Here is a 23370-nt window from a genome sequence, read left to right on the forward strand (position 1 = left end):
TGCCATCTGAGTAGCCGGTCCAAAGCCGGAGGGTCCGTTCAACAACGGCCCCGAGCGCGAAGCCGGCAACGACATCGCTTGCCCAATGCGCCAGGATCACGATGCGGGTGAGCGACAGTCCGACCGCAATCGCGCGTATCGCCCGCCGGGGACCCGCAGGCAACACGCTGGCCGCCGATGCCAGAGCGCCCATGTGCAGTGCGTGGCCTGAGGGGAAAGCATCTTTTCGTTTGCCGGAAAGCGGGACGCCATGCACGTGCCCAATCACCGTTCGGCGGTCCGGCCGAGTTTGGTCGAACACGACTTTCAAACCATGGGGCAGCAGCGACGCGGCGACCGTTACGAGCAGAGCGTGGTTGCCTGCACGCCGCAGCGGCGCCCCACGGCCGCGCGAGGCGAGCCAGCCGACGGCTGGCCAGGACCAGAAGAAGCTTCTCGTCAGCGCCCCAGGTTAGCGCGCGGGCCACCTGCTCCGGGGCTGGCGCGGTGTTGCGGGCGATAGAATGTGCCACCGCGACGTCCGCTCTGGTTGGTCGGACAGTCACTGGAAAGCTTGGCCGGCGGCCAGGGCGCCTTGCTGACAATCGAGCGACTTTGAACATGTCTCACGGCCAAAAAGGTAAGTACCTTTCAACGCTCCGCGTGCCGCTGAGGTCCTCCCCTCCTCGAATCCGGCCCCCAGACGGGAAGCGTCGTGGTTCGGCGTCCGGCCAGAAACCCCGGTCAATAGGAACAAACGAGCCTGAGTTCCATACGCGATGACCACCCCTTATCCCGAAGGGTTTTTTGATCTGCCACCTGTCGAGAAGCTGCGTTCGGGTCGACGAACCGGACCGCCGTTTAGCGACATGCTTCTTGAAATTCGGTGGCGCCGATGGCGAGCTCGCTCCCGCGATGCACTATTACGGGGCCAGCGGCTACCGGCGCAGTTGTCGCGCTTTTATCGATGTCCGGACGCCGCCATTGTTCTCGATTGCAGAGTTCGTCACAGCACCTAAATGGTACGTAGGAACGATAGATCGGCACGACCGTTTGGTTTGACAAACCGCAGCTGGATGACCACGCGGGCTATTGGAGCAAAGAGGCGCCGCAGCGTCTCGTAGGCGCACGGCATGACGGATCTTGCCAAGCTCCCGACATGGGCCGACGATGAGCACGTCTTCGCTGTCGTCGAGACTCCCCGCGGGAGTACATGCAAGCTCGAGTTTAACCCCAAGCTCGGGACCTTCACATTGGCAAAGCCCCTGATGGCGGGCCTCAGCTATCCATACGACTGGGGCTTCATCCCGTCCACCAAGGCAGAGGACGGCGACCCTCTCGATATACTGGTTATTCACGACGCCCAGACATATCCCGGCGTTGTTCTCAAATGCAGGCCGGTTGGTGTGCTCGAGATCGAGCAGAAGAGCAAGGGAAAAACGGAGCGCAACGATCGCATATTCGCCGTACCGGACCGCTCGCCACTCGAAACTGATCTAACGGATGTCCGTCATCTTCCCTCGCGCGCTTGCCAGGAACTCGAAGCGTTCTTCCGCGCCACCAATGCTCTTGAGAGCAAAGAGCTGACTTTCCTCGGCTGGCATGGGCCAAGCCATGCAGCCAAGACGATCAAGCGCGTATCGAAGTAGGAATTTGCCCGAGCTGCGAGCTGCAGCCAGCGGATCGAGAGACGGTCAGCGGCGCGCTGGCATGCGATAGGCATTAACCTCGCGTTACGCGTTCCTGCAGATCCGATTCACATAGTTCAATGGCACCCCGGGTTTGCGCCCCTCGTCCGATGCTGCCGATGGTCGAGCTAGTGGAAGCTGGCGAGGTGCCGCTTGGCGGCCGCAATCTCCAGCGGCACTTTTTCAGCCCTTGGAACGGGCTCATCGAGCCTGCGTTTGATGTTCTAATCATGCAACATTGAGGAGAGAGAGATGGCAGAACGCGAGACAGGAAATCTTATCGGCAGTGACAAGGTCGAAGGCACCGCTGTGTATGGAGCCGACCAGCAAAAGATAGGCAGCGTCGAGCGTGTCATGATCGACAAGGTGTCGGGGAAGGTCGCCTACGCGGTTCTCGGCTATGGCGGCTTCCTTGGCATCGGCGATGATCACTATCCGACACCGTGGTCAAGCCTGACCTATGATACCAATCTGGGCGGGTACCGGACTAACATTACCAAGAATCAGTTGGACAAGGCGCCGCGCTACACCAACGACAATGACTGGAGTTGGAACCGCGAGAACGACCGGCGTGTCTACGACTACTATCAGGCCTCCCCCTACTGGTGAGCCCAGACCATTTGCGCTCATGAAAGCCCGGCGCTACCCGCGCCGGGCCGGAGGCACGGCCAGTCGGCGGTCGGTTTCTTTCCCGTAAGGTCGCTTCTAGTCGGCGCGAAGCACTCGCCAACGCTGAACCGAGAGCGAGGCGACCTTACCCTATCCTTCCAGCTCTTTGCGAATTTCATCCCGGTGGCGGATGAACAGCTCCTGACTGGCATAGAAGCTGTCCAGGACCTTTTCCGCCTGCGCTACGCCTAGGCCGCGGCAGGCGAGCTTTTCGACCCGCTCCTGCTGCTCAACGATCCGTCGCTCGCCTTGAGCAACGTGTCTCTCAGCCAATTCCAGGTGATGACGCTGCATCTCGCGATAATGCGATCTAAGTTGGCTCCCCATGGCGAGGGCTCCATCCTTTGAGGGTGGGAGCATGGTCGGTCTCTCATCACCGATGCTGGGTCGGAACCTTGATCAGCGATGGCCGTACAATGCGCTAAGGGGTCGTGGGTTGCTAGAGGAGACCATTCTATACGGTGAACCTCCGCCAGTGCGTACCTAGCGGAGCCGATAATGGCGGGCAATCGCGATCCGGCCGCATCGATCCCAAACGTCTCATAGGAACGACGCCGCGGCGGGACCGTTTCAGGAGCCGATCCCGCGTCAGGAAATCGGAGTCCTCAATGTATCACCACGTCAAGAAACTTATGTTCACCGTTCGCGTCGACGAGCCGGACCCGCGCTTTGGCAACATGCTCCTAGAACAGTTCGGTGGCGCGAACGGCGAACTCGCAGCGGCCATGCAATATTCTATTCAAGGCCTGAACTGTGAAGATCCGGACCGCAAGGACCTCCTCATGGACATTGGCACCGAGGAGCTCAGCCATCTGGAAGTGGTCGGCACGCTCGCACGCATGCATCTCAAACCCTCGAAGTTCGACCGTCAGGCGGCCGAGGCGGATCCGCTGATCGCAATCGCCGGTGGCGGCGGGGTGAATTTGTTCAACTCGCAAGGCAATGCCTGGACTGCCGACTATCTCAAGATAACCGGTGAACTGGACGTGGATCTGCGCAACAACATCGCCGCTGAGGCGCGTGCCAAGATCGTCTATGAGCGCCTGATCAACTTCACCGACGATGCCGGCACCAAGGACGCTCTCCAGTTTCTGATGACCCGTGAGATCACTCACATGAAGGCGTTCTCGCTGGCGCTCGAAAGCTTGAGCAAACCGCCGTTCAGCATCGGCCGTATCGCGCCGACGCCCGGTCTGGTCAATCAGTACTTCAATGATTCGACCGGCATGGGCGACCATGGCGAGATCGACACCCGCGGGCCCTGGAACGAGGGTGGAGACTGGGTGTTCACGGAGTCACCTGCCATCCAGGCTGGCGAGCCCGGTCCTGCCAGTGCGATCGTCACGGAAAGTTCGCCGCCCGCGGATGAGGCCGGCCTCGGCGACCTTCTGATCGATGAGCTCCGTGACATTCTCCACGCCGAAAAGCAGTTGACGAAGGCGCTTCCAAAAATGGCTCAAGCAGCCCGCTTTGACCAACTGCGTGAGCTATTCGAGCAGCATCTCGCCGAGACCGAAGCCCAGATCGAGCGCATCAACGAGTGCTTCGAGCTCCTCGGCAAGTCGGCCAAGCCCAAGCCCTGCAAAGGCATGATTGGCCTGATTGAGGAAGGAGAAGAGATCATTGCCGAAGGCGGCAAGAAGGAAAATGCCGCTGCCGACCTCGCGCTGATCGGCGCCGCCCAACGCGTCGAGCACTATCAGATGGCGGGCTACACCACGGCGCGCAATCTCGCCCAGCAACTTCGCCACAGTGCTATCGTCAGTCTCCTCTCCAAGTCGCTGGCAGAGGAGGAAAACGCGGACCAGTTGCTGAATCAGGTGGCACGGTCGCTGATGTCGGTCGCGAAGATGCCGGCGGCGGTCGAGCCGGCCGAATAGCCGAGCACGTTGGAAGCTGCCTATGAGAGTGCCGCGGCCGGGCTCCCGAGGAGCCCGGTCGAGTGGCTGCATATGCAGAAAAGGAGCCGTGTGATGCTCGAAGAGCTTCGGGTGATAACCCAGACGGGCGCAATCGTCGCGACCTTGCTTGTGCTGCTGCTGTTAGCAGCGGCGGATGTGGCAATTTTCGTTGCGGTGAAGGGTTGGCCGGGATGATTGGGAGCCGAGCGGTCCAGCCGACATAGGAACCTTTGTAGGAGCCGGCGGTTCGGCCCGGGCAACCAAGCTCAACGAGTACCCATGCCTGCCTGGGTCCGATCCGGCCTCCTCCTCTCCGTCGCGTTGCCGCTCGTTGCTTGCGCCGGCTCGCAATCGGCGCTTGACCCGCAAGCTCTCCAATCCGAGCAGATCCGTCACACCTTCATCATGTTTCTTGCGGTGTCCGGGATCGTCTGGAGCTGCGTCACTGTCGTTCTCGGTATTGGCCTGTTGCGGCGAACGCGCATCGCAGGCGCGCCACTCGAACTTCATCCGCCGTTCGAGACATGCGCTGGGCGCATCATTCTCGGGCTTGGTATAGCCACCACATTGATCGTGCTCGTCTTGTCGTTCGTGAGCTATGCCGGCCAGCGCACGCTGTTTGCCAAGGATCCAGGCGCCCTGACACTCAGGATTATTGGTCATCAATGGTGGTGGGAAGTTCATTACGAGGCTGACAGCCCGCACAACAGCTTCGCCACGGCAAACGAAATCCGCATTCCAGTTGGCAAGCCGGTCAAGGTGGAGCTCGAATCCGCCGACGTCATCCACAGCTTCTGGGTCCCCAGCCTTACCGGCAAGATGGACTTGATCACCGGACAAACCAACGAGATCCAGTTTACGGCGAAAAAAACCGGCATCTATCGCGGCCAATGCGCTGAATTCTGCGGCTTGCAACACGCCCATATGGCGTTCGCGGCAATCGCGCTCCGGCCCGATGAATTCGAGCGCTGGCGAGAGCACGAGAACCAGAGCGCAACGAGCCCGACCGACACCCTCGCCAAGCAGGGAGAGGAGCTATTTCGCGGCCGCGGATGCGCGCTGTGCCACACCGTCCGCGGCACCCTGGCAGGCGGCCAGTTGGGCCCGGACCTCACCCACATCGGAAGCCGGACGACGATAGCGGCGGGCACACTGCCGCAAACGCCCGCGGCGCTGGGAGCCTGGATCGCCGATCCGCAGCACATTAAGCCCGGCAATCTGATGCCCCGGATGCCGCTGCAGTCGGGAGAGCTGATCGCGATCATTCAGTACCTGGAGCAGCTCAAGTGAGCATGGCCGTCGAGCAAAAAGAGATGCGGGATGATGCCCTCCATGGGCTGCAACTTGCAACCCGATTGGAAGGTATCTGGCGGACGCCATCGGGACTGATGGGCGCGCTCATGTCGGTCGATCACAAGATCATCGGACGCCGCTACATCGTGACGGCATTCGCCTTCCTGGTTCTCGGCGGACTCCTCGCGATTCTGATGCGTATTCAGCTGGCAGGTGCCGAGCAGCGTCTGCTTTCGCCGGACCTGTACAATCAAGTCTTCACGATGCACGGCTCGACGATGATGTTCCTGTTCGCCGTTCCCGTCATGGAAGCCTTCGCGGTTTACCTGGTGCCGCTCATGGTGGGCACGCGCAACATTGCTTTCCCGCGCCTCAACGCCTTCAGCTACTGGATGTTCTTGTTCGGCGGCTGCTTCCTCTGGATCTCCTTCGCGTTCAACGTCGGGCCTGACGTCGGCTGGTTCGCCTACACACCGCTCTCCAGCCTGCAGTTCACGCCATCCAAGCGCGCCGACGTCTGGGCCCAGATGATCACCTTCACGGAAGTCGCAGCGCTCGCGGTTGCCGTCGAGATCATCGTCACGGTCTTCAAGCAACGCGCTCCCGGAATGACCCTTGATCGCATCCCGCTGTTCGTTTGGGCGATGCTGGTTACGGCTTTCCTCGTATTGTTTGCGATGCCATCGATCATGGTTGCATCCACTTCGCTCATCCTGGATCGTCTGGTCAGCACCCGCTTCTACGATCCTTCTTCGGGCGGCAACGTGCTGTTGTGGCAGCACTTGTTCTGGTTCTTCGGACATCCGGAGGTCTACATCATCTTCATTCCGGCAACGGGCATGGTGTCGATGGTCCTCGCCACCTTCGCGCGCCGGCCGGTGATCGGTTATCCCGCGATCGTTCTCTCGCTGATCGCAACCGGATTCCTGTCGTTCGGACTTTGGGTTCACCACATGTTCGTGACGGGGCTGCCCCAGCTCGGGGCCGGCCTGTTCACCGCGTCAAGCATGTTGATCGCCGTGCCGAGCGGCCTGCAGATATTCTGCTGGATCGCCACATTGTGGGACGGTCGCCCGGTGTATCGGACGCCACTGCTGTTCGTGCTCGGATTCATCGTGATCTTCGTGATTGGCGGCCTGTCCGGGGTCATGGTGGCGTCGGTCCCGATCGATACCCAGGTCCATGACACTTATTTTGTCGTCGCTCACTTCCATTATGTCCTGATCGGCGGCGCCGTATTCCCGCTCATCGGAGCGGTCTACTACTGGTTTCCCAAGATCTGCGGCCGGATGTTGAGCGAGCGGCTCGGCCGGTGGAACTTCTGGCTGGCCTTCTTCGGCTTCAATATCGCGTTTTTCCCAATGCACATCCTCGGCCTGATGGGAATGCCCCGCCGGGTCTACACTTACACGCCCGAGATGGGCTGGGATCGGCTCAATCTGCTGTCCAGCGTCGGCGCCGCAATCTTCGCGCTCAGCTTTGCGGTTTTGCTCGCGAATGCGATCTACAGCCTACGCAGGGGAATGCCGGCGAACGACAACCCGTGGGATGCATCCACTCTGGAGTGGGCGACGGCATCTCCCCCGCCCCCCCAGAACTTCGACCGCATTCCTGTCGTCACGCATCGCGATCCATTATGGGCAGACCCCAACATCTTGCCGGTCATCGCAGGCCTCAGCGCGGAACGCCGCGAAGTGCTGCTGACGTCCCTCGCCGATGCCGAGCCGCAAATACGTGAAGCGTCGCCGGAACCCAGCATTTGGCCGTTGCTTACCGCCATCGCAACAACGATTTTCTTCATCGGTTCGATCTTCACTCCATGGGCGGTGGTGTGGGGAACGCCGCCGATGGCGATTACCCTGATCGGCTGGTTCTGGCCGACCGGCAGCAAAGAGGACGAGGAATGAAGCAGACCATCGTCCGTAATGTCGGAGAACTGCCTACCTTTGGCTTCGGCCTGCAAAGCGGGCCATGGTGGGGCGCGATCAGTTTCATGGCGTTGGAGGGCATGGGTTTCGCCATCGCGATCGGCGTCTATCTCTACCTCTATGCCGTGAACCCGACTTGGCCAATAGGCGCTTCACCGCCCGATCTCTGGCCCGGAACGGCGGAAACCATCGTCTTCCTGCTCAGCATCATCCCCAACCAGTATACCAATCGCGCCGCGCACCAGCAGGATCTGCACAAGGTGCGCGTCTGGCTCGTTGTCATGTCGCTGATCGGCATCGCGCTGTTGATCCTGCGCGGCTTCGAGTTTGCCCATCTTAACACCCGCTGGGACAACTCCGCTTATGGCTCGGTGGTCTGGTTGATCCTGGGCCTGCACACCACGCATCTTGCGACCGACCTTGGCGATACGATCGTGCTTGCCGTCCTGATGTTTACGGCGCACGCCAAGCCTCGCCGCTTCAGTGACGTGACCGACAACGTTTTCTACTGGAACTTTGTCGTGATCGCGTGGCTGCCGCTCTATGTGTTGCTCGACTGGGTGCCGCGACTATGACCGTCAACGAAAGCAGTGTCAGGTTGCTCTATTGGGCTGGCGTAGCACTCGGGCCCGCCGCCTGGGCCGCTAACCTGCAGGGCGTCTACGCCATCTCCCATCTCGCATGCGAGAAGGCGATGTGGGGCGGCGTCGCCTTGAGCACCCTTCTGGTGCTCGCATCGTTGGCCGGCACCGTGATCTCGGCTCGCGCTGTTCGCCGCCGTGCTGGAACCGAATGGAGCGACTCCGCAGGCGGTGGTCCCAGAACATTCATGGCTTGGCTCGGGGTAGGTACCGGCGTGCTGTTCGCGCTTGTCATCGCCGATCAACTTCTTGCCGCGCTCGTGATCAGCCCATGCCTGCGTTGAGTCTCTTGCTTCTGCTTATCGCACTGCTGCCATCGTCCGCTTCAGCGCATGGGCTGGCAAACGTGTCCGACCCGGCGGCGCTGTGGAGCTACGATCCTTGGCTGCTGATACCGCTCTATCTGGCGGGTATTTTATTTTACGTCGGAACGCAGCGCCTTTGGCGGAGCGCCGGCGGCGGACGCGGCGTCACATACCGGCGCGTGGCGGCATTCTGGACCGGATGGCTGGTTGTGGCGCTCGCGTTGACCTCTCCGCTTCACTGGCTCGGCGAGCGCCTGTTCACGGCGCACATGATCGAGCACGAGCTATTGATGCTGGTTGCCGCTCCGTTGGTTGCCTATTCCCGGACCAACGGTCCGCTGCTGTGGAGCCTGCCGCCATCGCTTCGGCCCGCGGGCCGTCTGGTGAGTACAGCTCCGTTGGCCACGATATGGGCATTTCTCAGTCATCCGGTCAGCGCGACCGCCCTGCACGGGCTGGCTTTGTGGATCTGGCACGCGCCACCGCTTTACACGCTTGCGCTTGAGAATATCGCGATCCATCGGCTCCAGCACCTCAGCTTCTTCGTGACGGCGCTGCTGTTCTGGTGGGTGTTGCTCCATGGACGCGGGAGAGGACGCAGCGAACGGATGCGTGACGGCATCGGCATCGCCTGTCTCTTCATAACTGTTCTGCATTCCGGCGTGCTAGGCGCCCTGCTGACCCTATCGACGCGGGTCTGGGTGCCGAGCCAGGGCGCGCTCGCCGGCGAGTTCGGCTTATCGCCGCTCGAGGATCAGCAACTGGCCGGAATTCTGATGTGGGTCCCGATGGGCATTCTCTATACGGGCGCTGCCCTGTTGTTCGCCTATCGCTGGCTGACCCCGCTGCAGCCGGCGAGCGGCTCTGGCGCATTCCGTGATGTGCGACCGGCCGGTTAGGAACCGCCACTTTCATTCGAGCGTTCGCGTTGGTGACCCTCAACGCGCGGAGGATACGTGAACAAGCTTTGGACAGGGACATTGGCCCTCTCAATCGCCGCTCTCCTGCTCGCACGACAGTCCGCTGCGCAAGACTCCTCCCAAGGGACCGGCGTATCCTGCCCTGTCGACCACGACCATCTCGTCGATATCTTGAAGAAAAGCGTCAAGCCCTCAGGTGGACCGAGCAATGGCGGGCTCGACAACCATGAATGGGCCGCGGTGGTCAACCGGCAAGGCATCGTCTGCGCAATCGCATTCAGCGGTACCAAGCCCGACGACCAATGGCGCGGCTGCCAGGCCATTGCCGCGGAGAAAGCCAACACAGCGAATGCGTTCAGCCTGAAGGACAAGGCGATGGCGACCGCAAATCTCTACACCGGGGCGCAACCCGGTGGCTTTCTGTTCGGTGCAGCGTCGAGTAACCCGCCGATTCCGGACACGATCAACGCGGGCCAGAGCCAGGATTTCGGGACGCAGCATGATCCGATGATCGGAAAGCAGGTCGGCGGCGTCATCGTGTTCGGTGGCGGAGTGGCGCTCTACGACGGCAATGGCATCGTTGGCGCGCTTGGCGTGAGCGGCGACAGCTCGTGTGCCGACCACAATGTCGCCTGGCGCGTGCGCCACCTGCTGGGCCTCGATCACATACCCTCCGGCGTCAACCCGAACATGAAGGACGCAATCATCTACGATATCGGTCCGGACGGAAAAAGCCCTTCGGGCTTCGGCCATCCGAAGTGCAACGGTAAGGAAGACCAGATCGCCGTCGATCTTGGCGCCGGCGTGTCAGGAAACGTCGTGCGCTAAGCGGACGGACCAGCCTTTTGGAACCAAGCCAAAGCGCGACGTTTGTACGTTGGTGACAGGCCAGGCGGCCGGCCACCGGCATCCATTTTGTCGTGGAGATCTTCACCCATGTTAAACCGGAACTGCGGGCGCGCGTTCGCCGCAACGGTGAGCATTATCTGCGCCGCCTGGATCTCGTCTTCCTTCGCGCAGAGTGACCTGCAGGCCCGGATGAAGGATCCCGGACAATGGCCCATGGCGGCGCGCGACTATGCCAATACGCGCTTTAGCGATCTCGATCAGATTAATGCAGGCAACGCATCGCGCCTGCAGCTTGCCTGGACCTTTTCGGTGGGAGCTGACCGCGGCCAGGAAGCGGCTCCGCTTGTGATCGACAATACCATGTATGTGGTTGGACCCTACGCCGGGCCCTATCCCAATCGCGTCTTCGCGCTGGATGCGACCACGGGAGAGTTGAAGTGGTCCTATGCTCCGAAGCCCGAGCCAGCGGCAGCTGGTGTCGCCTGCTGCGATGTGGTCAACCGCGGTCTTGCTTACGACAATGGCAAGATCTTTCTCAACACGCTCGACAACCATACCGTCGCCATTGATGCCAAGACCGGTACAGAACTTTGGCATACGAAGCTCGGCGAAATCAACAAGGGCGAGACGATCACCATGGCGCCGATCGTCGTCAAGGGGAAGATCCTGGTTGGCAATAGCGGTGGCGAAATGGGTGTGCGCGGCTGGCTCACTGCGCTGGACGAGAGCACAGGCGCGATCTTCTGGCGTGCCTACTCTACCGGTCCGGACAAGGACGTGCTGATCGGCGACGACTTCAAGCCGTTCTACGCCAATCTCAGGGGCACGGACCTCGGCGTAAAGAGCTGGCCGGCCGACCGCTGGCAGGTCGGGGGCGGCACCGTCTGGGGCTGGGTCTCCTACGACCCCGAGCTCAACCTCGTCTACTACGGAACCGCCAACCCGAGCCCCTGGAACGCCAACCAGCGCAGCGGTGACAATCTTTGGAGCACGTCGATTTTCGCGCGCAATGCCGATACCGGGCAGGCGAAGTGGGCGTATCAACTCAATCCCCACGATTTGTTCGACCATGACGAGATCAACGAGAACGTTCTGCTCGACCTCGAGCTCAACGGACAAGCCCGCAAGGTGCTCATCCACCCCGGCCGCAACGGCTACATGTATGTCATGGATCGCAGCACGGGTGAGGTGATTTCCGCCGACCCCTATGAACTCATCAATGCCTACAAAGGCGTCGATCTCAAGACGGGAAGGATCATCCCCAACGAAGACAAGGCGCCGCTGCTCGGGAAGACCATTGAGGATATTTGTCCGGCGGCACCGGGCGCCAAGGATTGGCAGCCCACCGCCTGGTCACCGCGCACCAGGCTCCTCTACGTCCCGCATCAGCATCTCTGCATGAACTTCAAGGCCTCGCAGGTCGGCTATATCGCCGGCACTCCCTATGTTGGCGCCGACGTCGACATGTATGCCGGCCCGGGCGGCTATCGCGGTGAGTTCATGGCTTGGGACCCCATTGCGCGGAAGAAGGTCTGGGAGCTTCACGAGCGTCTTCCCGTGTGGAGTGGAGCGCTCGTCACCGCCGGCGATGTCGCCTTCTACGGCACCATGGACCGGCTCTTCAAAGCTGTGGATGCGAAGGACGGTCGTCTGCTTTGGCAATTCCGCGCCGGCTCCGGCTTCATCGGCCAGCCGATCTCGTATCGCGGCTCCGATGGACAGCAATACATCGCGATCCTTTCCGGTGTCGGCGGCTGGCCAGGGGTCGTCGCGAATGCAGAAGTTGATCCCAGAGTCCGCAATGGCGCGCTGGGCTTCGCAGGGGCGATGCAGGATTTGCCGTTCTATACCGCGGGCGGCAGCGAATTGCTCGTCTTCAAGCTCGGCGGTGCAAATGGTCAGGGCAACGATCATGCGCCGGCTCGCTGAGCATGCCGCCATTGTCCTTGCCATGACTCTCGGCACTGCCGCTGCGGCAACGGAGCAGGCTGGCGAGCTTCGCGTGTGTGCCGATCCGAACAATATGCCGTTCTCCAACCGCGCGGAACAAGGGTTCGAGAACAGGCTCGCCGCCATGATGGCCGAGCAATTCGGATTGCAGCTCTCCTACACTTGGTGGGCGCACCGCCGCGGCTTTATCCGCAATACGCTCAAAGCCGGAAAATGCGACGTCGTGCTCGGCGTTCCGGACCACTTCGAAATGGCGGAGACGACGAAGCCCTATTACCGCTCGACCTACGTCTTCGTGACGCGGCAGGACCGGCATCTCGAACTGGCATCGCTGCTCGATCCGCAACTGCACCGATTGAAGATCGGGGTGCACCTGATCGGCGATGACGGAAACAATGCGCCTCCAGCGGAGGCACTCGGAGAACAGGGCATCGTCGACAACGTACGCGGCTATTCGATCTATGGCGACTATCGAGAGCCTGATCCCCCGGCGCGTCTGATCGGAGCAGTCGAAAGCGGCGAGATCGATGTCGCCGCAGCGTGGGGACCGCTCGGCGGCTACTTCGCGAGGCGATCTCGAGTCAGCCTCGTGGTCACCCCCATGCAGGACGGTGAACGATTTGCGCCGCAGCAGTTCCAGTTTTCGATTTCGATGGGCGTACGCAAGGGCGATCATGCGCTGCGAGACCGCCTCAACGATTTCATCGATGGGCACCGGTCGGAGATCACCTCGCTGCTGCGCAGCTACGGCGTACCCCTGGTCGAGACGCAAACCTCCGCCGGAGGCGGTTAGCTGATGCGGATGATCCTCACATTTGGTGCATTCCTGCTGTTCGCCGGCAGCCAAACCGCGATCGGCCAGCAGAGCCTGCCGCAATCGCAGGAAGCGCAAACGCCCACGCTCTCACCGCGCCCGGATTTCGGACAAAGCGTCGGCAACGGCCGCCCTGGCGTGTTCATGCAGGTGCCCGTCAGCCATCTCTTTCCAGGTGCTCAACCCAGCAACCCAGCGATCAAGAATCCCGTGCAGGGCGATCCGAAGGCCGAGCAGCGCGGCATGACCTATTTCGTCAACTTCAACTGCATCGGCTGCCACGCCGCAAATGGCGGCGGCGGCATGGGCCCGTCACTGAGCAACAACATCTTCACTTACGGCTCTCAACCTGAGAACATCTATCTTTCCATCTACCAGGGACGGCCGAACGGCATGCCGGCCTGGGGCGCCGTATTGCCGGATACGGTGATCTGGGACCTGGTCACCTATATCGGGAAGATCAGCAACGAACCGAGCCGGCATTGGGGCCGCACGTTTTCCGCCGAGCCGTTGTCACCCGAGATCGAGCAGGTTCCGACCGAACAGGTTTCGACGAGCGATCCCTGGTCCAGCACCAAGAAATTCAGCTCTGGCCAGAAGCCGTGAACGAGTGATTGGAGCGAACAATGAGCGGCAAGATTGCAAGATCGACCTGCCGTTTACTCGTTGTGCTCTGCCTTGGCTGCACCTTGACCGGGTGCGGCAACAACGTTGCCTCCGGTGCCCAGAATTTCAATGGCAATTCTCGCCGCGGTGCCGATCTAGTGAAGCAGTATGGATGCGGCGGTTGCCACGAAATTCCCGGCATTGCCGACGCCGACGGCAATGTCGGACCTTCGTTGCGGCGGATTGCCAGTCGAACCTACATTGCCGGTTTCTTCCAAAATTCGCCGGACAATATGACGTTCTGGATCGAGGATCCGCAAAAGGCGTTGCCGGGCAACGCCATGCCGAGTTCGGGAATTTCGCAGAACGATGCGCGCGACATCAGCGCATTCCTATACACGTTGAAGTAACGAGTCAGGCCCAGCCGGCGCAGTACCCTTTTTACCGTCAGGGAATCTAGAAGGGCGCTCCCGTCCTACATGAACGGCTTACCGCCAGTGACAGCAACCGTCGTCCCCGATGTGTAACTCGATAAGGGGTCGGCGAGCATGACGTACGCCGTTGCGAGTTCGGCCGGCTGCCCCGCGCGCTTCATCGGCACCTGCTGGCCGAACGTCTTAACCGCCTCTTCCGGCATCGTGGATGGAATGAGCGGTGTCCAGATCGGACCCGGCGCGACCGCGTTGACCCGAATTCCCTTCGCTGCAAGCATTTGCGCAAGTCCGCCGGTGAAGTTCTGAATCGCACCCTTTGTGGTCGCATATGCCAGCAGAATCGGGTTTGGCATATCGGAATTCACCGAAGCCGTATTGATGATCGCGCCCCCAGGCTTCATGTGGGGCACGGCCGCCTTGCTCAGGTAGAACATGGCATGAATATTGGTTTCGAACGTACGTTGCCACTCCTCATCACTGATGTCGCCGATATCCTTGAATGTCGCCTGATGCGCAGCATTGTTGACGAGAATGTCGATCCCTCCCAATTCGTCGACGGCACGGCGGATGATGCCACGGCAATGTTCAGGGTTGCGAACGTCACCGGAGATCAGAACGGCCTTGCGTCCTTCTCTTTCGATCAAGTTCTTGACCTCGGCTGCGTCCTCATCCTCCTCGAGATAGGCAAGCACGAGATCCGCCCCCTCCCGCGCATAGGCGATTGCGACCGCACGTCCGATCCCGCTATCGCCACCCGTGATGATCGCTTTCAGGCCGGTAAGCCGGCCGGATCCCCGGTAGCTCTCTTCTCCATGGTTGGGCCTCGGATCCATCTTGCCAGTCAAGCCCGGCATTGGTTGCTTCTGAGGAGGAAACGGCGGCTTGGGAAAATCGGTCATGGCGGGCTCCAGGATAGCATAAACTAACCGCTGCCTTCACGCGGTCGTTCCTAACCACCGGGCGCGCGCTTGACAGCATCACGCGTCAACACGGCGACGTCCCATAAATGGACCGCCGCTGAGCGATAGGGCGAGAAGCCGCGAGGCCGGCCTTTACCACCGGCTCGGGGCAAGCCCCTCAGCGTCCTCGGCGCTCCTTCGTGTCATTCATCGTTGCTCCGGGATTCGCCGAACGCGGGCTGCTCGAGGCGCCCTGCCCCGTAGCTGTAGCCGGTGAGTCTCCGCCGCCTGCGCCGCTCCCGGTGCCTCCAGAGCCAGCACCGCCCGCTCCTGCACCTCCTGCACCGGCGCCGGCGCCGGCGCCAGCCCCGCCTCCGCCAGCACCGCCGCCTCCACCACCTCCGCCGCCCTGGGCGGTTGCTGCTGCGATTGACCCAAAGATGAATGCCGCTGCCAGAACGATTTTCGCAACTTTCATTTGAACGCTTCCTCTGTCTTGGACCAGAACGAGCAACATCTCTTGGCCAGCGACGTTCCTAAGAGCACCCTCCCTCATGAAAGCGTATGTGCGCCGGCGGCGATGCGTCGCGGCAACTGCCTGCGAGCTCACGAGCCGTAATGCCGCCCGCGGCGGAATTTGTTAATCAAGAAACGACAGAGCATAACAATTGTTTGGCTTACTCATCGGCGAGGATCATTGGCCGCCGACCGCTGAGAGTGTCGCGCGCCCGCTCACTTGACGTGGCGCATGGCTCATCTTTTGGTCGAGATCCAGCGCCGAAAGGTCCGTTCCCCGACACCCAAAGGCTCCGCTGCTTTCAGCTGGTTGGACTCCAAAGCCTCGTACCGGCCTAAAATGTCCAGAGACTTGATTATGCGCACACGCTGAAGGGCTTCCGTCCGGCGCATCACATGCCGCTCCAAAGGGTACGAAAATTGCCGGACATATCGTGTGCTACATAGGCCGGACATACCGTGTGCTACCGACACGCAGGCGATCCTGCTCTTGCCTTTTCGGTTGTTGTAAACGCTGGTCCGCCGCGCCGTATTGGGCCGTGGCACATCACCGCAGACCTCGTCGAGCACGGCGCGAAGCACTGCAGCCGTCTCGTCGCCGAGCATTGCCGCCTCCCTGCCCACACGGATCTGTTCATGCTGTAGCGCGAGAAGGCGCGAGACGATTTTAAGTATGTTAAGGTAGCGCGCTGAATTCCGATCTTCGTAGCTGCGATTGCACATTAATTTCGGTCCGCGTCGCGAGGAACTTCGGGGCGCCGCGCGCGCTGATCCAGATGAGCCGACCGAAGGTCGGCGGTCGAAATCCGGCTACCCCGATTTGACTGACAACAGCGAGAAGCCGCGCTCAAGTTGGCGCCGCACCTTGGGGCTCGGCATTGTGGCCGGCGCCGCCGACGACGATTGCTCTGCGATCGGCACCTACGCGAGTGCCGGCGCGCAATTCGGGCTCACGCTGCTCTGGATGGCGCCGGTTACGTTTCCGATGATGTTCTCAGTCGTCTATCTTTCCTCCAAACTGGGACAAGTCACAGGCAAAGGACTTTTTCAGGTCGTCCGGGAACGCTATCCGAAGTGGCTGCTGTGGCCGATGCTGATCGGCGTGCTGATCGGAAACACCATTGAGGCCGCAGCCGACACCGCGGGCATGGCGGCCTGTCTGAACATCTTTGTGCCAATACCGCCGTTCCTGACGGCGATCGCGATCGCCGTCATTATCCTGTCGTTTCAGATGTTCGGATCCTACGACTTCATTCGCAATGTGTTCCGATGGTTGGCGCTCTCGCTGTTCGCGTATGCCGGGTCGGCGATCCTGGCCAAGCCCGATCCGACCGAGATCCTGCGCGGCACCTTCCTGCCCCACATCGAGTTGACCAAGGATTCTCTTTCGATCCTCGTCGCCATCATTGGTACTACGCTGTCGGCTTATCTCTATACTTGGCAGTCCAACGTCGAGGTCGAGGAGAAGATTGCCGCCGGCAAGACCAGGACGGCCGAGCGACGCGGCACGAGCGATTCCGAACTCGTACGCTCGCAGCGCGACATCGTCGTCGGAATGGCATTCTCGAATATCATCATGTACTTTATCATCCTATCGACGGGTGCGACACTGCATCAGGTCGGACAGACCAATATCGAGAATGCAGCGCAAGCGGCTGAGGCACTTCGCCCATTGGCCGGCAGCGGTGCGACCGTGCTGTTCGCCATGGGGGTGATCGCGGTCGGCTTCCTGGCAGTCCCCGTGATGACGACGGGGGCCGCCTACGATCTCGCTCAAGCGATCGGCTGGAAGAGCAGCCTGCATGCGAGCCCTCGCGAAGCCAAGGGATTCTATGCCTTGATCGCCGGCTTCACCGCAGTTGCGGTCGTGCTGAACAGCCTCGGCTTCAATCCGATGAGAGCCCTGGTCTATGCCGGCATCGTGCAGGGCTTTTCGACGCCCCCTCTGCTTTTGTTCATGGTGCTTCTCACCAACGATCGGGAGCTGATGGGCGATAAGACCAACGGCTTCTGGCTTAATCTCCTCAGTTGGATCACCGTGGCCGCCATCTTCGCCGCCAGCATCGGCCTCGGTTTGTCCTGGTTGCTATAGGCGTTGCCGGTTCGCCGCAACGGCTGCGTGAAGGACCGAACTTCCGGGGAGATCGGGATAGCTGGGCCAGTTTGCGCCGGCACTCGATCGGCGGCTACCTCTTTGCAGTCCCCGGCTCCGCCATCTTGCGGTGCTGCTTGGCCAGAAGGGCGGCGGGAGTGACGTTCGCGACCGCCGACTGCAGCTTGTTCTTCAGCCCCGTGACGATGTCCCCCTCGCCCTTCATCATCGCATCGAAGCCTGCTTTGGCAACAGCCGCGGCATCGTCCTTCTTCGCGGTGCCGACGCTGGTGTCCATCATATCGGCGCGGCGGAAAAACTCGGTCTCGGTCGCGCCGGGCATCAGACAAGTCACCGTGATGCGAGTATCACGTAACTCTTCCCGAAGCGCAAAGGAGAATGAATCGAGGAATGCCTTAGAGCCGTTATAGACGGCCTGGAAGCTGCCGGGGGTGAAGCCGGCGATCGAGCCGGTGATCAGGATGCGGCCGGAATCCCGGCGGCGCATCTCGTTGCCGACGCAATGCAGAAGATACACCGTTCCGGTGATATTGGTCTCGATGACCCGCCGGATGCCGTTGAAGTCCTGATCCAGGAAAGCGCGGCCGAGACCGACGCCGGCGTTCGCCAGCAGAGCGTCGACTGGACGACCTTGCGTCGCGGCACAGAGGCGATCGACCCCTTCCGTCGTCGAGAGATCCGCCAACACTGCATCCACCTGTCCACCGAGGCCCCGCAGCTCTGCAGCGGCCGTTTCGATCGCGTTCTCGTCGGCGGCGATCAGGAGATCGAATCCTGCCAGTGCGCAGCATCGGGCAAGTTCCAGGCCGATACCGGTGGATGCGCCGGTGACGATGGCAAATTGACGTGGCGCTGACATAGCCAATCCTTGAACACATGAGTTGCTCGCTCAAATCGCCGGCCTGGTAGCTTGTTCCTATCCACCTGTGGGATCGGCAGCCGCAAAACTTCTCCGAGGCTAGCAACCAACTTTGTCGATTTGACTTGGAATTCATCATTCGAGCCGGAGGCAGAGATGAAGGCGCTGGTTTGGCACGGCAAGGAGGACATTCGCTGCGACGAAGTCACCGACCCCCGGATCGAGGATCCGCGCGATGCCATCATCAGGGTCACGAGCTGCGCAATCTGCGGCTCCGACCTGCACTTGTTCCACAACTTCATTCCCGGCATGCTGCCCGGCGACATCATGGGCCACGAGACGATGGGTGAAGTCGTCGAGACCGGCGACGCGATGGACGGCAAGCTTAAGAAGGGCGACCGCATCGTGGTGCCTTTCACCATCATCTGCGGCCAATGCGAGCAGTGCAAACGCGGCAATTTCTCTGTATGCGAGACCACCAACCGCAAGCGGCATTTGGCCGAGAAGGTGTTTGGCCACACCACAGCAGGATTGTTTGGCTACACGCATCTAACTGGCGGCTATCCGGGCGGCCAGGCGGAATACCTCCGTGTTCCCTTCGCCGACGCCACGCATATCAAGGTTCCGGAGGGGCTGTCGGACGAACAGGTGCTGTTCCTCAGCGACATCTTCCCGACCGGCTGGCAGGCCGCCGCGCAATGCGACATCGAGCCGAGCGATACGGTCGCCATCTGGGGCTGCGGTCCGGTTGGTCAAATGGCGATCCGCAGCGCAATCCTGCTCGGCGCCAACCAGGTGATCGCCATTGATTGCTTGCCCGAGCGGCTCAGCATGGCCGAGGCCGGCGGCGCGACCATCATCGACTTCAAGACGGAAAGCGTGATGGATCGGTTGCAGGAGCTGACCGATGGACGCGGTCCGGAGAAGTGCATCGATGCGACAGGCATGGAATCCCATGTGATGCCGTCGCAACCGGACACAATACTCGACCGCGCCAAACAGATGCTGATGCTGGAGAGCGATCGCCCCCATGTGTTGCGCGAGATGATCTATCTCTGCCGGCCGGGCGGCGTGATCTCGATTCCCGGTGTCTATAGCGGCTTCTCGGACAAGATTCCGATGGGCGCCCTGATGAACAAGGGGCTCACGATCCGCACCGGTCAGACCCACGTCAACCGCTGGACCGACGACCTGCTGCGCCGCATCGCTGACGGCGAAATCGACCCATCGTTCGTCATTACTCACACCGTCAATCTCGAGCACGGGCCCGAGATGTACAGGCTATTCCGTGACAAGCAGGACAGCTGCGTCAAGGTCGTGCTGAAGCCCTGAAGCCAAAGCGAGAGCTGACACCATGTACTATGTTGCCAACATCATGCGCTCGAAGGGCGATCCGAAGATCGTACGCAGCGGACCCCGTCATATTCCCCCGGCGGACCGCCTGGCACGCTCACTTGGCTGGTTCAGCATCGGGCTGGGCGCTCTCGAACTCCTCGCCCCGCGCCGCATCACGGGGCCGCTCGGCATGCAGGGCGACGAAACCCTGGTGCGCGCGTTCGGTCTGCGGGAAATCTTCAGCGGCATCATGTCGCTGTCGGTCGACCGCAATGCCGGCCTGTGGAGCCGGGTCGCCGGAGACGGACTCGACGCCGCGGCATTGATGTCCGCCATGAATCGGGACAATCCGAAGAAACACAACGTCGCGCTCGCCTTGCTGATGATCGGCGGCATCGCCTTGCTGGACTACCGCGGCGCACAGGAAACGACGCGGCGACCGCAAATCGGGCGCCGCCGCCTGTATCCGGACCGCACCGGCTTCCCAAAGGGGCTGGCGGCGGCAAGGAACTCAGCTCGGGAGCTGCTATCGCGCACGAAGACCGTAGCATCCTGAGTGCGCACCGCGTACGCCAACGTAGGGCGGACCGATGGCCGTACTAGCCGGGGCAGATCGAAGCACGGCGACCCCGGGCGGTAAATCGCGCTGGCTCGCCGCGGCCGAGCTCGGCTTGATCAGCAGCAGTTTCTCCACCATCGTCAGCCAACTGGCTGCCGCGCGGATCGGCCGCGATGCCGCTGTCGACTGGATGACGGTCGCCGCGATTCCGGGACGCGACTGGGTGCTCGGCCCAGAGCCGTCGTGGAGCGCGATCCTTTTCGGCATTGCATTCCACCAATGGGCCGACTTCTCCTGGGCGCTCGTATTCTTTGGCCTGCTCGGCCGTTGGACCTTTCACCTGACACCGATGCAGATCCTGGTCGCCGCACTGCCTTGGGCGATCCTGTCGTCCGCAACGGAATGGTTCGTTCTGGTCCCATTATTCCCGTTCTTCCAGCCACTGTTCACGCTGCAGCAGCCCTACTGGATCGGATTGCTTGTTCACGCCTCCTCGGCCATGATGTACCCGCTATTTGTCTGGCTGCGGTGGCCCGCCGGATGCGTGCCGGCTCGCGATGCGCGATTCGGCCGCCGCTGGGCTACAGCAGCCGTCCTCGTCATCACCGTGCTTTCCGTCGCGGCGTTCGCCAGTGCGACCGGCCGCGAGTTTCCATGGGCCGGCGGCGATCTGGATTCGGATCAACTCTACATCCGCCACATGACGACCCATCATACCCAGGGTATCGAGCTCGCGCGGCTCGGTGCTGAACGCGCCCGTGATCCCCATCTTCGGGCCCTTGCTGGATTGATGGTCGCGAGCCAGGCCGGCGAGAACCGCATATTCGAGCGCTGGTGGCAAAGCTGGTTCGAGACTTCAATGCCGGACTGCACGGACGACGAGCGCGCCCGCATGCCGGGCTTTCTGACCACCCAACAGCTGCGAGAGGTTCGCAACGCCTCATCCGACACATTCGATGCAGTGTTCGTGCGTATGATGACGCTGCATCACAAGGGCGCCGTCAAGATGGCCGACCAGGAGTGGCGCAGTCGCGGCGACCTGCGGCTCCGCATCATGGCGCACGCCGTCCGTCACGAGCAGCAAGGCGAAATTGCTTTGATGCATGGCGCGAGCGGAGCCGCCGTCGTCGCTGACGCCTATCGCAATATGTTTTCTGACAATGTTAACTAGGCTCCGCTTGGCGAGCGGCATTCAGTCGGCGGCCAAAGGATGCAACGACGCGTGGCAATCGGCGGTCGAGCGATCAACTTTCCTTGAGGTACGTCATCTTTTGCCGGCACGATCCGCATCGTCCGGTGCCCCATATCGGCGGTCTCAATCAGAGTGCATCGCTCCCTCGAACCACCCCGCCGCCTCGCTCTGTACACCACGTGTCTTAAGTTAATGCCGCGTCGTCCGCTCTTGCTAAGATGCAATGGTCAGCTATTCCCAAGCGTAGTCATGCAAGCAGGATTTCCGTTCTCAAGGTTCGCCGAACGCCTGGCGGCAGTGGGCACCCTGTCATCAGATAATCTCGATCTGTTGGCGAAGATGCCGAGCAGTATCAACCACTACAGCTCTCGCCATCGCCTTATGCAGCGAGGTGAACTTCCAACACATTGTCATTTGTTGCTTCAGGGATATCTATGCTGGCAGGATTCTGAGGGGCGCGATCGCAGAATCATCTCGATCCATGTCCCCGGCGACGTTCCGGACCTTTATACGGTCCATGATCTCCAAGTTGACTACGACCTCGTGACGGTTGGCCCCGCGGTTGTCGCGTCGGTTCCTCACCGCTTCTTCTGGGAACTGGCCGAGCTTTCGCCGTCACTCTGGCGCTCGCTATTGCGACTCATTCTGATCGACGCTGCGAGCTCGAGGGACTGGATCCTGAACGTGAGCAGCCGCGATGCGCTCGAACGCGTCGCGCATCTCATATGCGAAATAGCCACGCGACTGCGCGCCGTCGGTCTGGCGAGAGACTTATGCATTCCCTTCCCCTTCACGCAATCCGAGCTCGCGGCGGCCTGCGGCATATCGGCCGTTCACGCCAACCGGACCATCCAGGAACTTCGCCGCAGCAACCTGCTGCAATGGCATTCGAAAACCATTACGATCACGAACTGGCACGGCTTGGTCCGTCTGGCCGGATTCAATCCAGCCTATCTGCGGTTACCGGTGCTCGACGAGGTCGAACCAGCAGAGCCGCCGGCGGCAAGATCAGCCGATGCAGTCGCCAACGCAGCTTCGCTGCGCTGACTGAGCGCATTCTGGACTTCTTCGATGACAGGTCCCCATTCGCCCGGCCTTCGCTGGCGAAACAACCGCGCCGTCGGGTACCAAATGGAACGTTCACCAGATGCAGGCCAGCGCCAGTCACAGTCGGCATGCAGAAGGACCCACACCTCGAGCCCGAGCGCGCCGGCGAGATGCGCGATCATCGTATCCACGCAGATGACAAGATCCAATTGAGCCATCCGCTGGCCCAGCAAACAAATATCCGCGGTGCTGATGTCTCGTGCACCGATGGCTCGCGCCATTGCGGCTCCCGGCCCGAGCTGCAGGGAGTACAAGTCGATGTCGGATGCGCGGAGACGCTGCAACTCGGCGGCCGGAATCTCTCTCCGCTTATCCCACGCGCCCACTTCCCAAACCAGGCCTACTGCCGCTCGACCTCTACCGCTCCGCTGAAATCGCGCTGTGGTAGGCGACAGGCTGAGATACGGCCTCTGAAATGCGATCTGATTTCGGTCTGCCCTGATGGCGTGCGGCACCTCCATGATTTCGATATCGACATCAAATTCGACGTCAGGCACTCCGTCGTGAAGCGGGATGGCACGATCGACACCATCGGCTCGACCGATCAGCGCAAGCAACGGCGGCTGGCACCAGACCGTTACTTCACGCGCAATTGCGCGCAATGCGGGCATGAAACGGATGAACTGGATCGTATCTCCGAGCCCGTGATAGCAACGAACCAGGACGCTCTTGCCTCGTAGCTCCTCGCCGCGCCAGATCCGCTGCAGATGGCGAGGTCCACTATGCTTATCTAGGCCCGGTCCCCACAGTCGCGCCAGATCGCGATCATTGATCGCCCATGCGCGGTCGAGATCGCAGGCTCGCATCGCATCA

24 protein-coding genes and 1 pseudogene are annotated in these 23370 nt (G+C 61.3%); 20 read left to right on the forward strand and 5 right to left on the reverse strand.

The features are described from left to right. Positions 1-602, reverse strand: a pseudogene (locus tag AKL29_RS21505) (phosphatase PAP2 family protein); the annotation flags it as partial. Positions 603-1112: 510 nt separating this feature from the next. Here AKL29_RS21505 and AKL29_RS21510 point away from each other — a divergent pair. Further along, positions 1113-1628, forward strand: a complete 516-nt coding sequence (locus AKL29_RS21510) for an inorganic diphosphatase (RefSeq protein WP_050385533.1) — start codon at positions 1113-1115, stop codon at positions 1626-1628. Between the two features lie 291 nt (positions 1629-1919). Beyond that, on the forward strand, positions 1920-2276 hold the full coding sequence (locus AKL29_RS21515; protein WP_050385534.1) for a PRC-barrel domain-containing protein: 357 nt from the start codon (positions 1920-1922) through the stop codon (positions 2274-2276). Between the two features lie 150 nt (positions 2277-2426). Here AKL29_RS21515 and AKL29_RS21520 read toward each other — a convergent pair whose 3' ends face one another. After that, positions 2427-2663, reverse strand: a complete 237-nt coding sequence (locus AKL29_RS21520) for a hypothetical protein (RefSeq protein ID WP_244482252.1) — start codon at positions 2661-2663, stop codon at positions 2427-2429. A 281-nt stretch (positions 2664-2944) separates the two neighbouring features. Here AKL29_RS21520 and AKL29_RS21525 point away from each other — a divergent pair, with 281 nt between their 5' ends. From AKL29_RS21525 to AKL29_RS21580, 12 genes are all read left to right on the forward strand, one after another. Then, positions 2945-4216 (forward strand): DUF892 family protein, encoded by a 1272-nt coding sequence (locus tag AKL29_RS21525; protein WP_050385535.1) that lies wholly within the window; start codon positions 2945-2947, stop codon positions 4214-4216. 93 nt (positions 4217-4309) lie between these two features. After that, positions 4310-4432, forward strand: coding sequence for a hypothetical protein (locus AKL29_RS46320; RefSeq protein ID WP_283809409.1), 123 nt, complete (start codon positions 4310-4312; stop codon positions 4430-4432). An 84-nt stretch (positions 4433-4516) separates the two neighbouring features. Then, positions 4517-5527: a cytochrome c oxidase subunit II gene (gene coxB / locus AKL29_RS21535; RefSeq protein WP_050385537.1), complete on the forward strand. Its 1011-nt coding sequence runs from the start codon at positions 4517-4519 to the stop codon at positions 5525-5527. Continuing rightward, on the forward strand, positions 5524-7437 hold the full coding sequence (gene ctaD / locus AKL29_RS21540; protein WP_082190648.1) for a cytochrome c oxidase subunit I: 1914 nt from the start codon (positions 5524-5526) through the stop codon (positions 7435-7437). Before coxB ends, ctaD begins: the two co-directional genes overlap by 4 nt. Continuing rightward, complete coding sequence (locus AKL29_RS21545) at positions 7434-8033, forward strand: cytochrome c oxidase subunit 3 (protein WP_050385539.1); 600 nt, start codon at positions 7434-7436, stop codon at positions 8031-8033. Before ctaD ends, AKL29_RS21545 begins: the two co-directional genes overlap by 4 nt. Next, on the forward strand, positions 8030-8383 hold the full coding sequence (locus AKL29_RS21550) for a hypothetical protein (RefSeq protein WP_050385540.1): 354 nt from the start codon (positions 8030-8032) through the stop codon (positions 8381-8383). The genes AKL29_RS21545 and AKL29_RS21550 overlap by 4 nt, the downstream gene beginning before the upstream one ends. Next, positions 8371-9303 carry a cytochrome c oxidase assembly protein gene (locus tag AKL29_RS21555; RefSeq protein WP_050385541.1) on the forward strand — a complete coding sequence of 311 codons (933 nt, stop codon included), beginning with the start codon at positions 8371-8373 and terminating at the stop codon, positions 9301-9303. Before AKL29_RS21550 ends, AKL29_RS21555 begins: the two co-directional genes overlap by 13 nt. 105 nt (positions 9304-9408) lie before the next feature. Further along, positions 9409-10152: a heme-binding protein gene (locus AKL29_RS21560; RefSeq protein ID WP_050385575.1), complete on the forward strand. Its 744-nt coding sequence runs from the start codon at positions 9409-9411 to the stop codon at positions 10150-10152. 108 nt (positions 10153-10260) lie between these two features. Then, positions 10261-12102: a methanol/ethanol family PQQ-dependent dehydrogenase gene (locus AKL29_RS21565; RefSeq protein ID WP_050385542.1), complete on the forward strand. Its 1842-nt coding sequence runs from the start codon at positions 10261-10263 to the stop codon at positions 12100-12102. Beyond that, positions 12086-12916, forward strand: a complete 831-nt coding sequence (locus AKL29_RS21570) for a substrate-binding domain-containing protein (protein ID WP_050385576.1) — start codon at positions 12086-12088, stop codon at positions 12914-12916. The genes AKL29_RS21565 and AKL29_RS21570 overlap by 17 nt, the downstream gene beginning before the upstream one ends. Before the next feature lie 3 nt (positions 12917-12919). After that, entirely contained in the window at positions 12920-13543 is a 624-nt protein-coding gene (locus tag AKL29_RS21575) for a c-type cytochrome (protein WP_050385543.1), read from the forward strand. A 20-nt stretch (positions 13544-13563) separates the two neighbouring features. Then, positions 13564-13953, forward strand: coding sequence for a c-type cytochrome (locus AKL29_RS21580; protein ID WP_082190650.1), 390 nt, complete (start codon positions 13564-13566; stop codon positions 13951-13953). A gap of 65 nt (positions 13954-14018) precedes the next feature. On the opposite strand, the gene AKL29_RS21585 is transcribed toward AKL29_RS21580, so the two are convergent. Beyond that, positions 14019-14876 carry an SDR family oxidoreductase gene (locus AKL29_RS21585; RefSeq protein WP_050385545.1) on the reverse strand — a complete coding sequence of 286 codons (858 nt, stop codon included), beginning with the start codon at positions 14874-14876 and terminating at the stop codon, positions 14019-14021. A gap of 753 nt (positions 14877-15629) precedes the next feature. Then, positions 15630-15998: a hypothetical protein gene (locus AKL29_RS21595; protein ID WP_152977705.1), complete on the reverse strand. Its 369-nt coding sequence runs from the start codon at positions 15996-15998 to the stop codon at positions 15630-15632. A gap of 109 nt (positions 15999-16107) precedes the next feature. Between AKL29_RS21595 and AKL29_RS21600 the strand changes: the two genes are divergently transcribed. Next, entirely contained in the window at positions 16108-17484 is a 1377-nt protein-coding gene (locus tag AKL29_RS21600; protein ID WP_244482254.1) for an Nramp family divalent metal transporter, read from the forward strand. 94 nt (positions 17485-17578) lie between these two features. Here the strand turns inward: AKL29_RS21600 and AKL29_RS21605 are convergent, their stop codons facing one another. Further along, positions 17579-18364 carry an SDR family NAD(P)-dependent oxidoreductase gene (locus AKL29_RS21605; protein ID WP_050385548.1) on the reverse strand — a complete coding sequence of 262 codons (786 nt, stop codon included), beginning with the start codon at positions 18362-18364 and terminating at the stop codon, positions 17579-17581. 156 nt (positions 18365-18520) lie between these two features. Between AKL29_RS21605 and AKL29_RS21610 the strand changes: the two genes are divergently transcribed. The 5 genes from AKL29_RS21610 to AKL29_RS42900 all read left to right on the forward strand — a co-directional run bounded on the left by AKL29_RS21610 (position 18521) and on the right by AKL29_RS42900 (position 23237). Beyond that, positions 18521-19696 carry a zinc-dependent alcohol dehydrogenase gene (locus tag AKL29_RS21610; RefSeq protein ID WP_050385549.1) on the forward strand — a complete coding sequence of 392 codons (1176 nt, stop codon included), beginning with the start codon at positions 18521-18523 and terminating at the stop codon, positions 19694-19696. Between the two features lie 22 nt (positions 19697-19718). After that, a complete protein-coding gene (locus AKL29_RS21615; RefSeq protein ID WP_050385550.1) occupies positions 19719-20255 on the forward strand; it encodes a hypothetical protein in 537 nt (178 codons plus the stop codon). 34 nt (positions 20256-20289) lie between these two features. After that, on the forward strand, positions 20290-21429 hold the full coding sequence (locus AKL29_RS21620; protein ID WP_050385551.1) for a DUF305 domain-containing protein: 1140 nt from the start codon (positions 20290-20292) through the stop codon (positions 21427-21429). Positions 21430-21699: 270 nt separating this feature from the next. Beyond that, the gene (locus tag AKL29_RS21625; protein WP_050385552.1) at positions 21700-22497 is read left to right on the forward strand and encodes a Crp/Fnr family transcriptional regulator; all 798 of its coding nucleotides are present in this window, start codon (positions 21700-21702) and stop codon (positions 22495-22497) included. Positions 22498-22625: 128 nt separating this feature from the next. After that, a complete protein-coding gene (locus AKL29_RS42900) occupies positions 22626-23237 on the forward strand; it encodes a hypothetical protein (RefSeq protein ID WP_160321767.1) in 612 nt (203 codons plus the stop codon). The last annotated feature ends 133 nt before the right edge of the window (positions 23238-23370 follow it).

This window comes from Bradyrhizobium pachyrhizi, assembly GCF_001189245.1.
Taxonomy (GTDB): Bacteria; Pseudomonadota; Alphaproteobacteria; order Rhizobiales; family Xanthobacteraceae; genus Bradyrhizobium; species Bradyrhizobium pachyrhizi.

Excerpts from the sequence above, each read along its gene's own strand:
- AKL29_RS46320 (WP_283809409.1), top strand. The coding sequence starts at position 4,310 with ATGCTCGAAGAGCTTCGGGTGATAACCCAGACGGGCGCAATCGTCGCG.
- AKL29_RS21570 (WP_050385576.1), top strand. The coding sequence starts at position 12,086 with ATGCGCCGGCTCGCTGAGCATGCCGCCATTGTCCTTGCCATGACTCTC.
- AKL29_RS21605 (WP_050385548.1), bottom strand. The coding sequence starts at position 18,364 with ATGTCAGCGCCACGTCAATTTGCCATCGTCACCGGCGCATCCACCGGT.
- AKL29_RS21615 (WP_050385550.1), top strand. The coding sequence starts at position 19,719 with ATGTACTATGTTGCCAACATCATGCGCTCGAAGGGCGATCCGAAGATC.
- AKL29_RS21545 (WP_050385539.1), top strand. The coding sequence starts at position 7,434 with ATGAAGCAGACCATCGTCCGTAATGTCGGAGAACTGCCTACCTTTGGC.
- AKL29_RS21580 (WP_082190650.1), top strand. The coding sequence starts at position 13,564 with ATGAGCGGCAAGATTGCAAGATCGACCTGCCGTTTACTCGTTGTGCTC.
- AKL29_RS21585 (WP_050385545.1), bottom strand. The coding sequence starts at position 14,876 with ATGACCGATTTTCCCAAGCCGCCGTTTCCTCCTCAGAAGCAACCAATG.
- AKL29_RS21620 (WP_050385551.1), top strand. The coding sequence starts at position 20,290 with ATGGCCGTACTAGCCGGGGCAGATCGAAGCACGGCGACCCCGGGCGGT.
- AKL29_RS21575 (WP_050385543.1), top strand. The coding sequence starts at position 12,920 with ATGCGGATGATCCTCACATTTGGTGCATTCCTGCTGTTCGCCGGCAGC.
- AKL29_RS21515 (WP_050385534.1), top strand. The coding sequence starts at position 1,920 with ATGGCAGAACGCGAGACAGGAAATCTTATCGGCAGTGACAAGGTCGAA.
- AKL29_RS21610 (WP_050385549.1), top strand. The coding sequence starts at position 18,521 with ATGAAGGCGCTGGTTTGGCACGGCAAGGAGGACATTCGCTGCGACGAA.
- AKL29_RS21555 (WP_050385541.1), top strand. The coding sequence starts at position 8,371 with ATGCCTGCGTTGAGTCTCTTGCTTCTGCTTATCGCACTGCTGCCATCG.
- AKL29_RS21525 (WP_050385535.1), top strand. The coding sequence starts at position 2,945 with ATGTATCACCACGTCAAGAAACTTATGTTCACCGTTCGCGTCGACGAG.
- AKL29_RS21520 (WP_244482252.1), bottom strand. The coding sequence starts at position 2,663 with ATGGGGAGCCAACTTAGATCGCATTATCGCGAGATGCAGCGTCATCAC.
- AKL29_RS21550 (WP_050385540.1), top strand. The coding sequence starts at position 8,030 with ATGACCGTCAACGAAAGCAGTGTCAGGTTGCTCTATTGGGCTGGCGTA.
- AKL29_RS21625 (WP_050385552.1), top strand. The coding sequence starts at position 21,700 with ATGCAAGCAGGATTTCCGTTCTCAAGGTTCGCCGAACGCCTGGCGGCA.
- AKL29_RS21595 (WP_152977705.1), bottom strand. The coding sequence starts at position 15,998 with ATGCTCGGCGACGAGACGGCTGCAGTGCTTCGCGCCGTGCTCGACGAG.
- coxB (WP_050385537.1), top strand. The coding sequence starts at position 4,517 with ATGCCTGCCTGGGTCCGATCCGGCCTCCTCCTCTCCGTCGCGTTGCCG.
- AKL29_RS21565 (WP_050385542.1), top strand. The coding sequence starts at position 10,261 with ATGTTAAACCGGAACTGCGGGCGCGCGTTCGCCGCAACGGTGAGCATT.
- AKL29_RS42900 (WP_160321767.1), top strand. The coding sequence starts at position 22,626 with ATGCAGAAGGACCCACACCTCGAGCCCGAGCGCGCCGGCGAGATGCGC.
- AKL29_RS21510 (WP_050385533.1), top strand. The coding sequence starts at position 1,113 with ATGACGGATCTTGCCAAGCTCCCGACATGGGCCGACGATGAGCACGTC.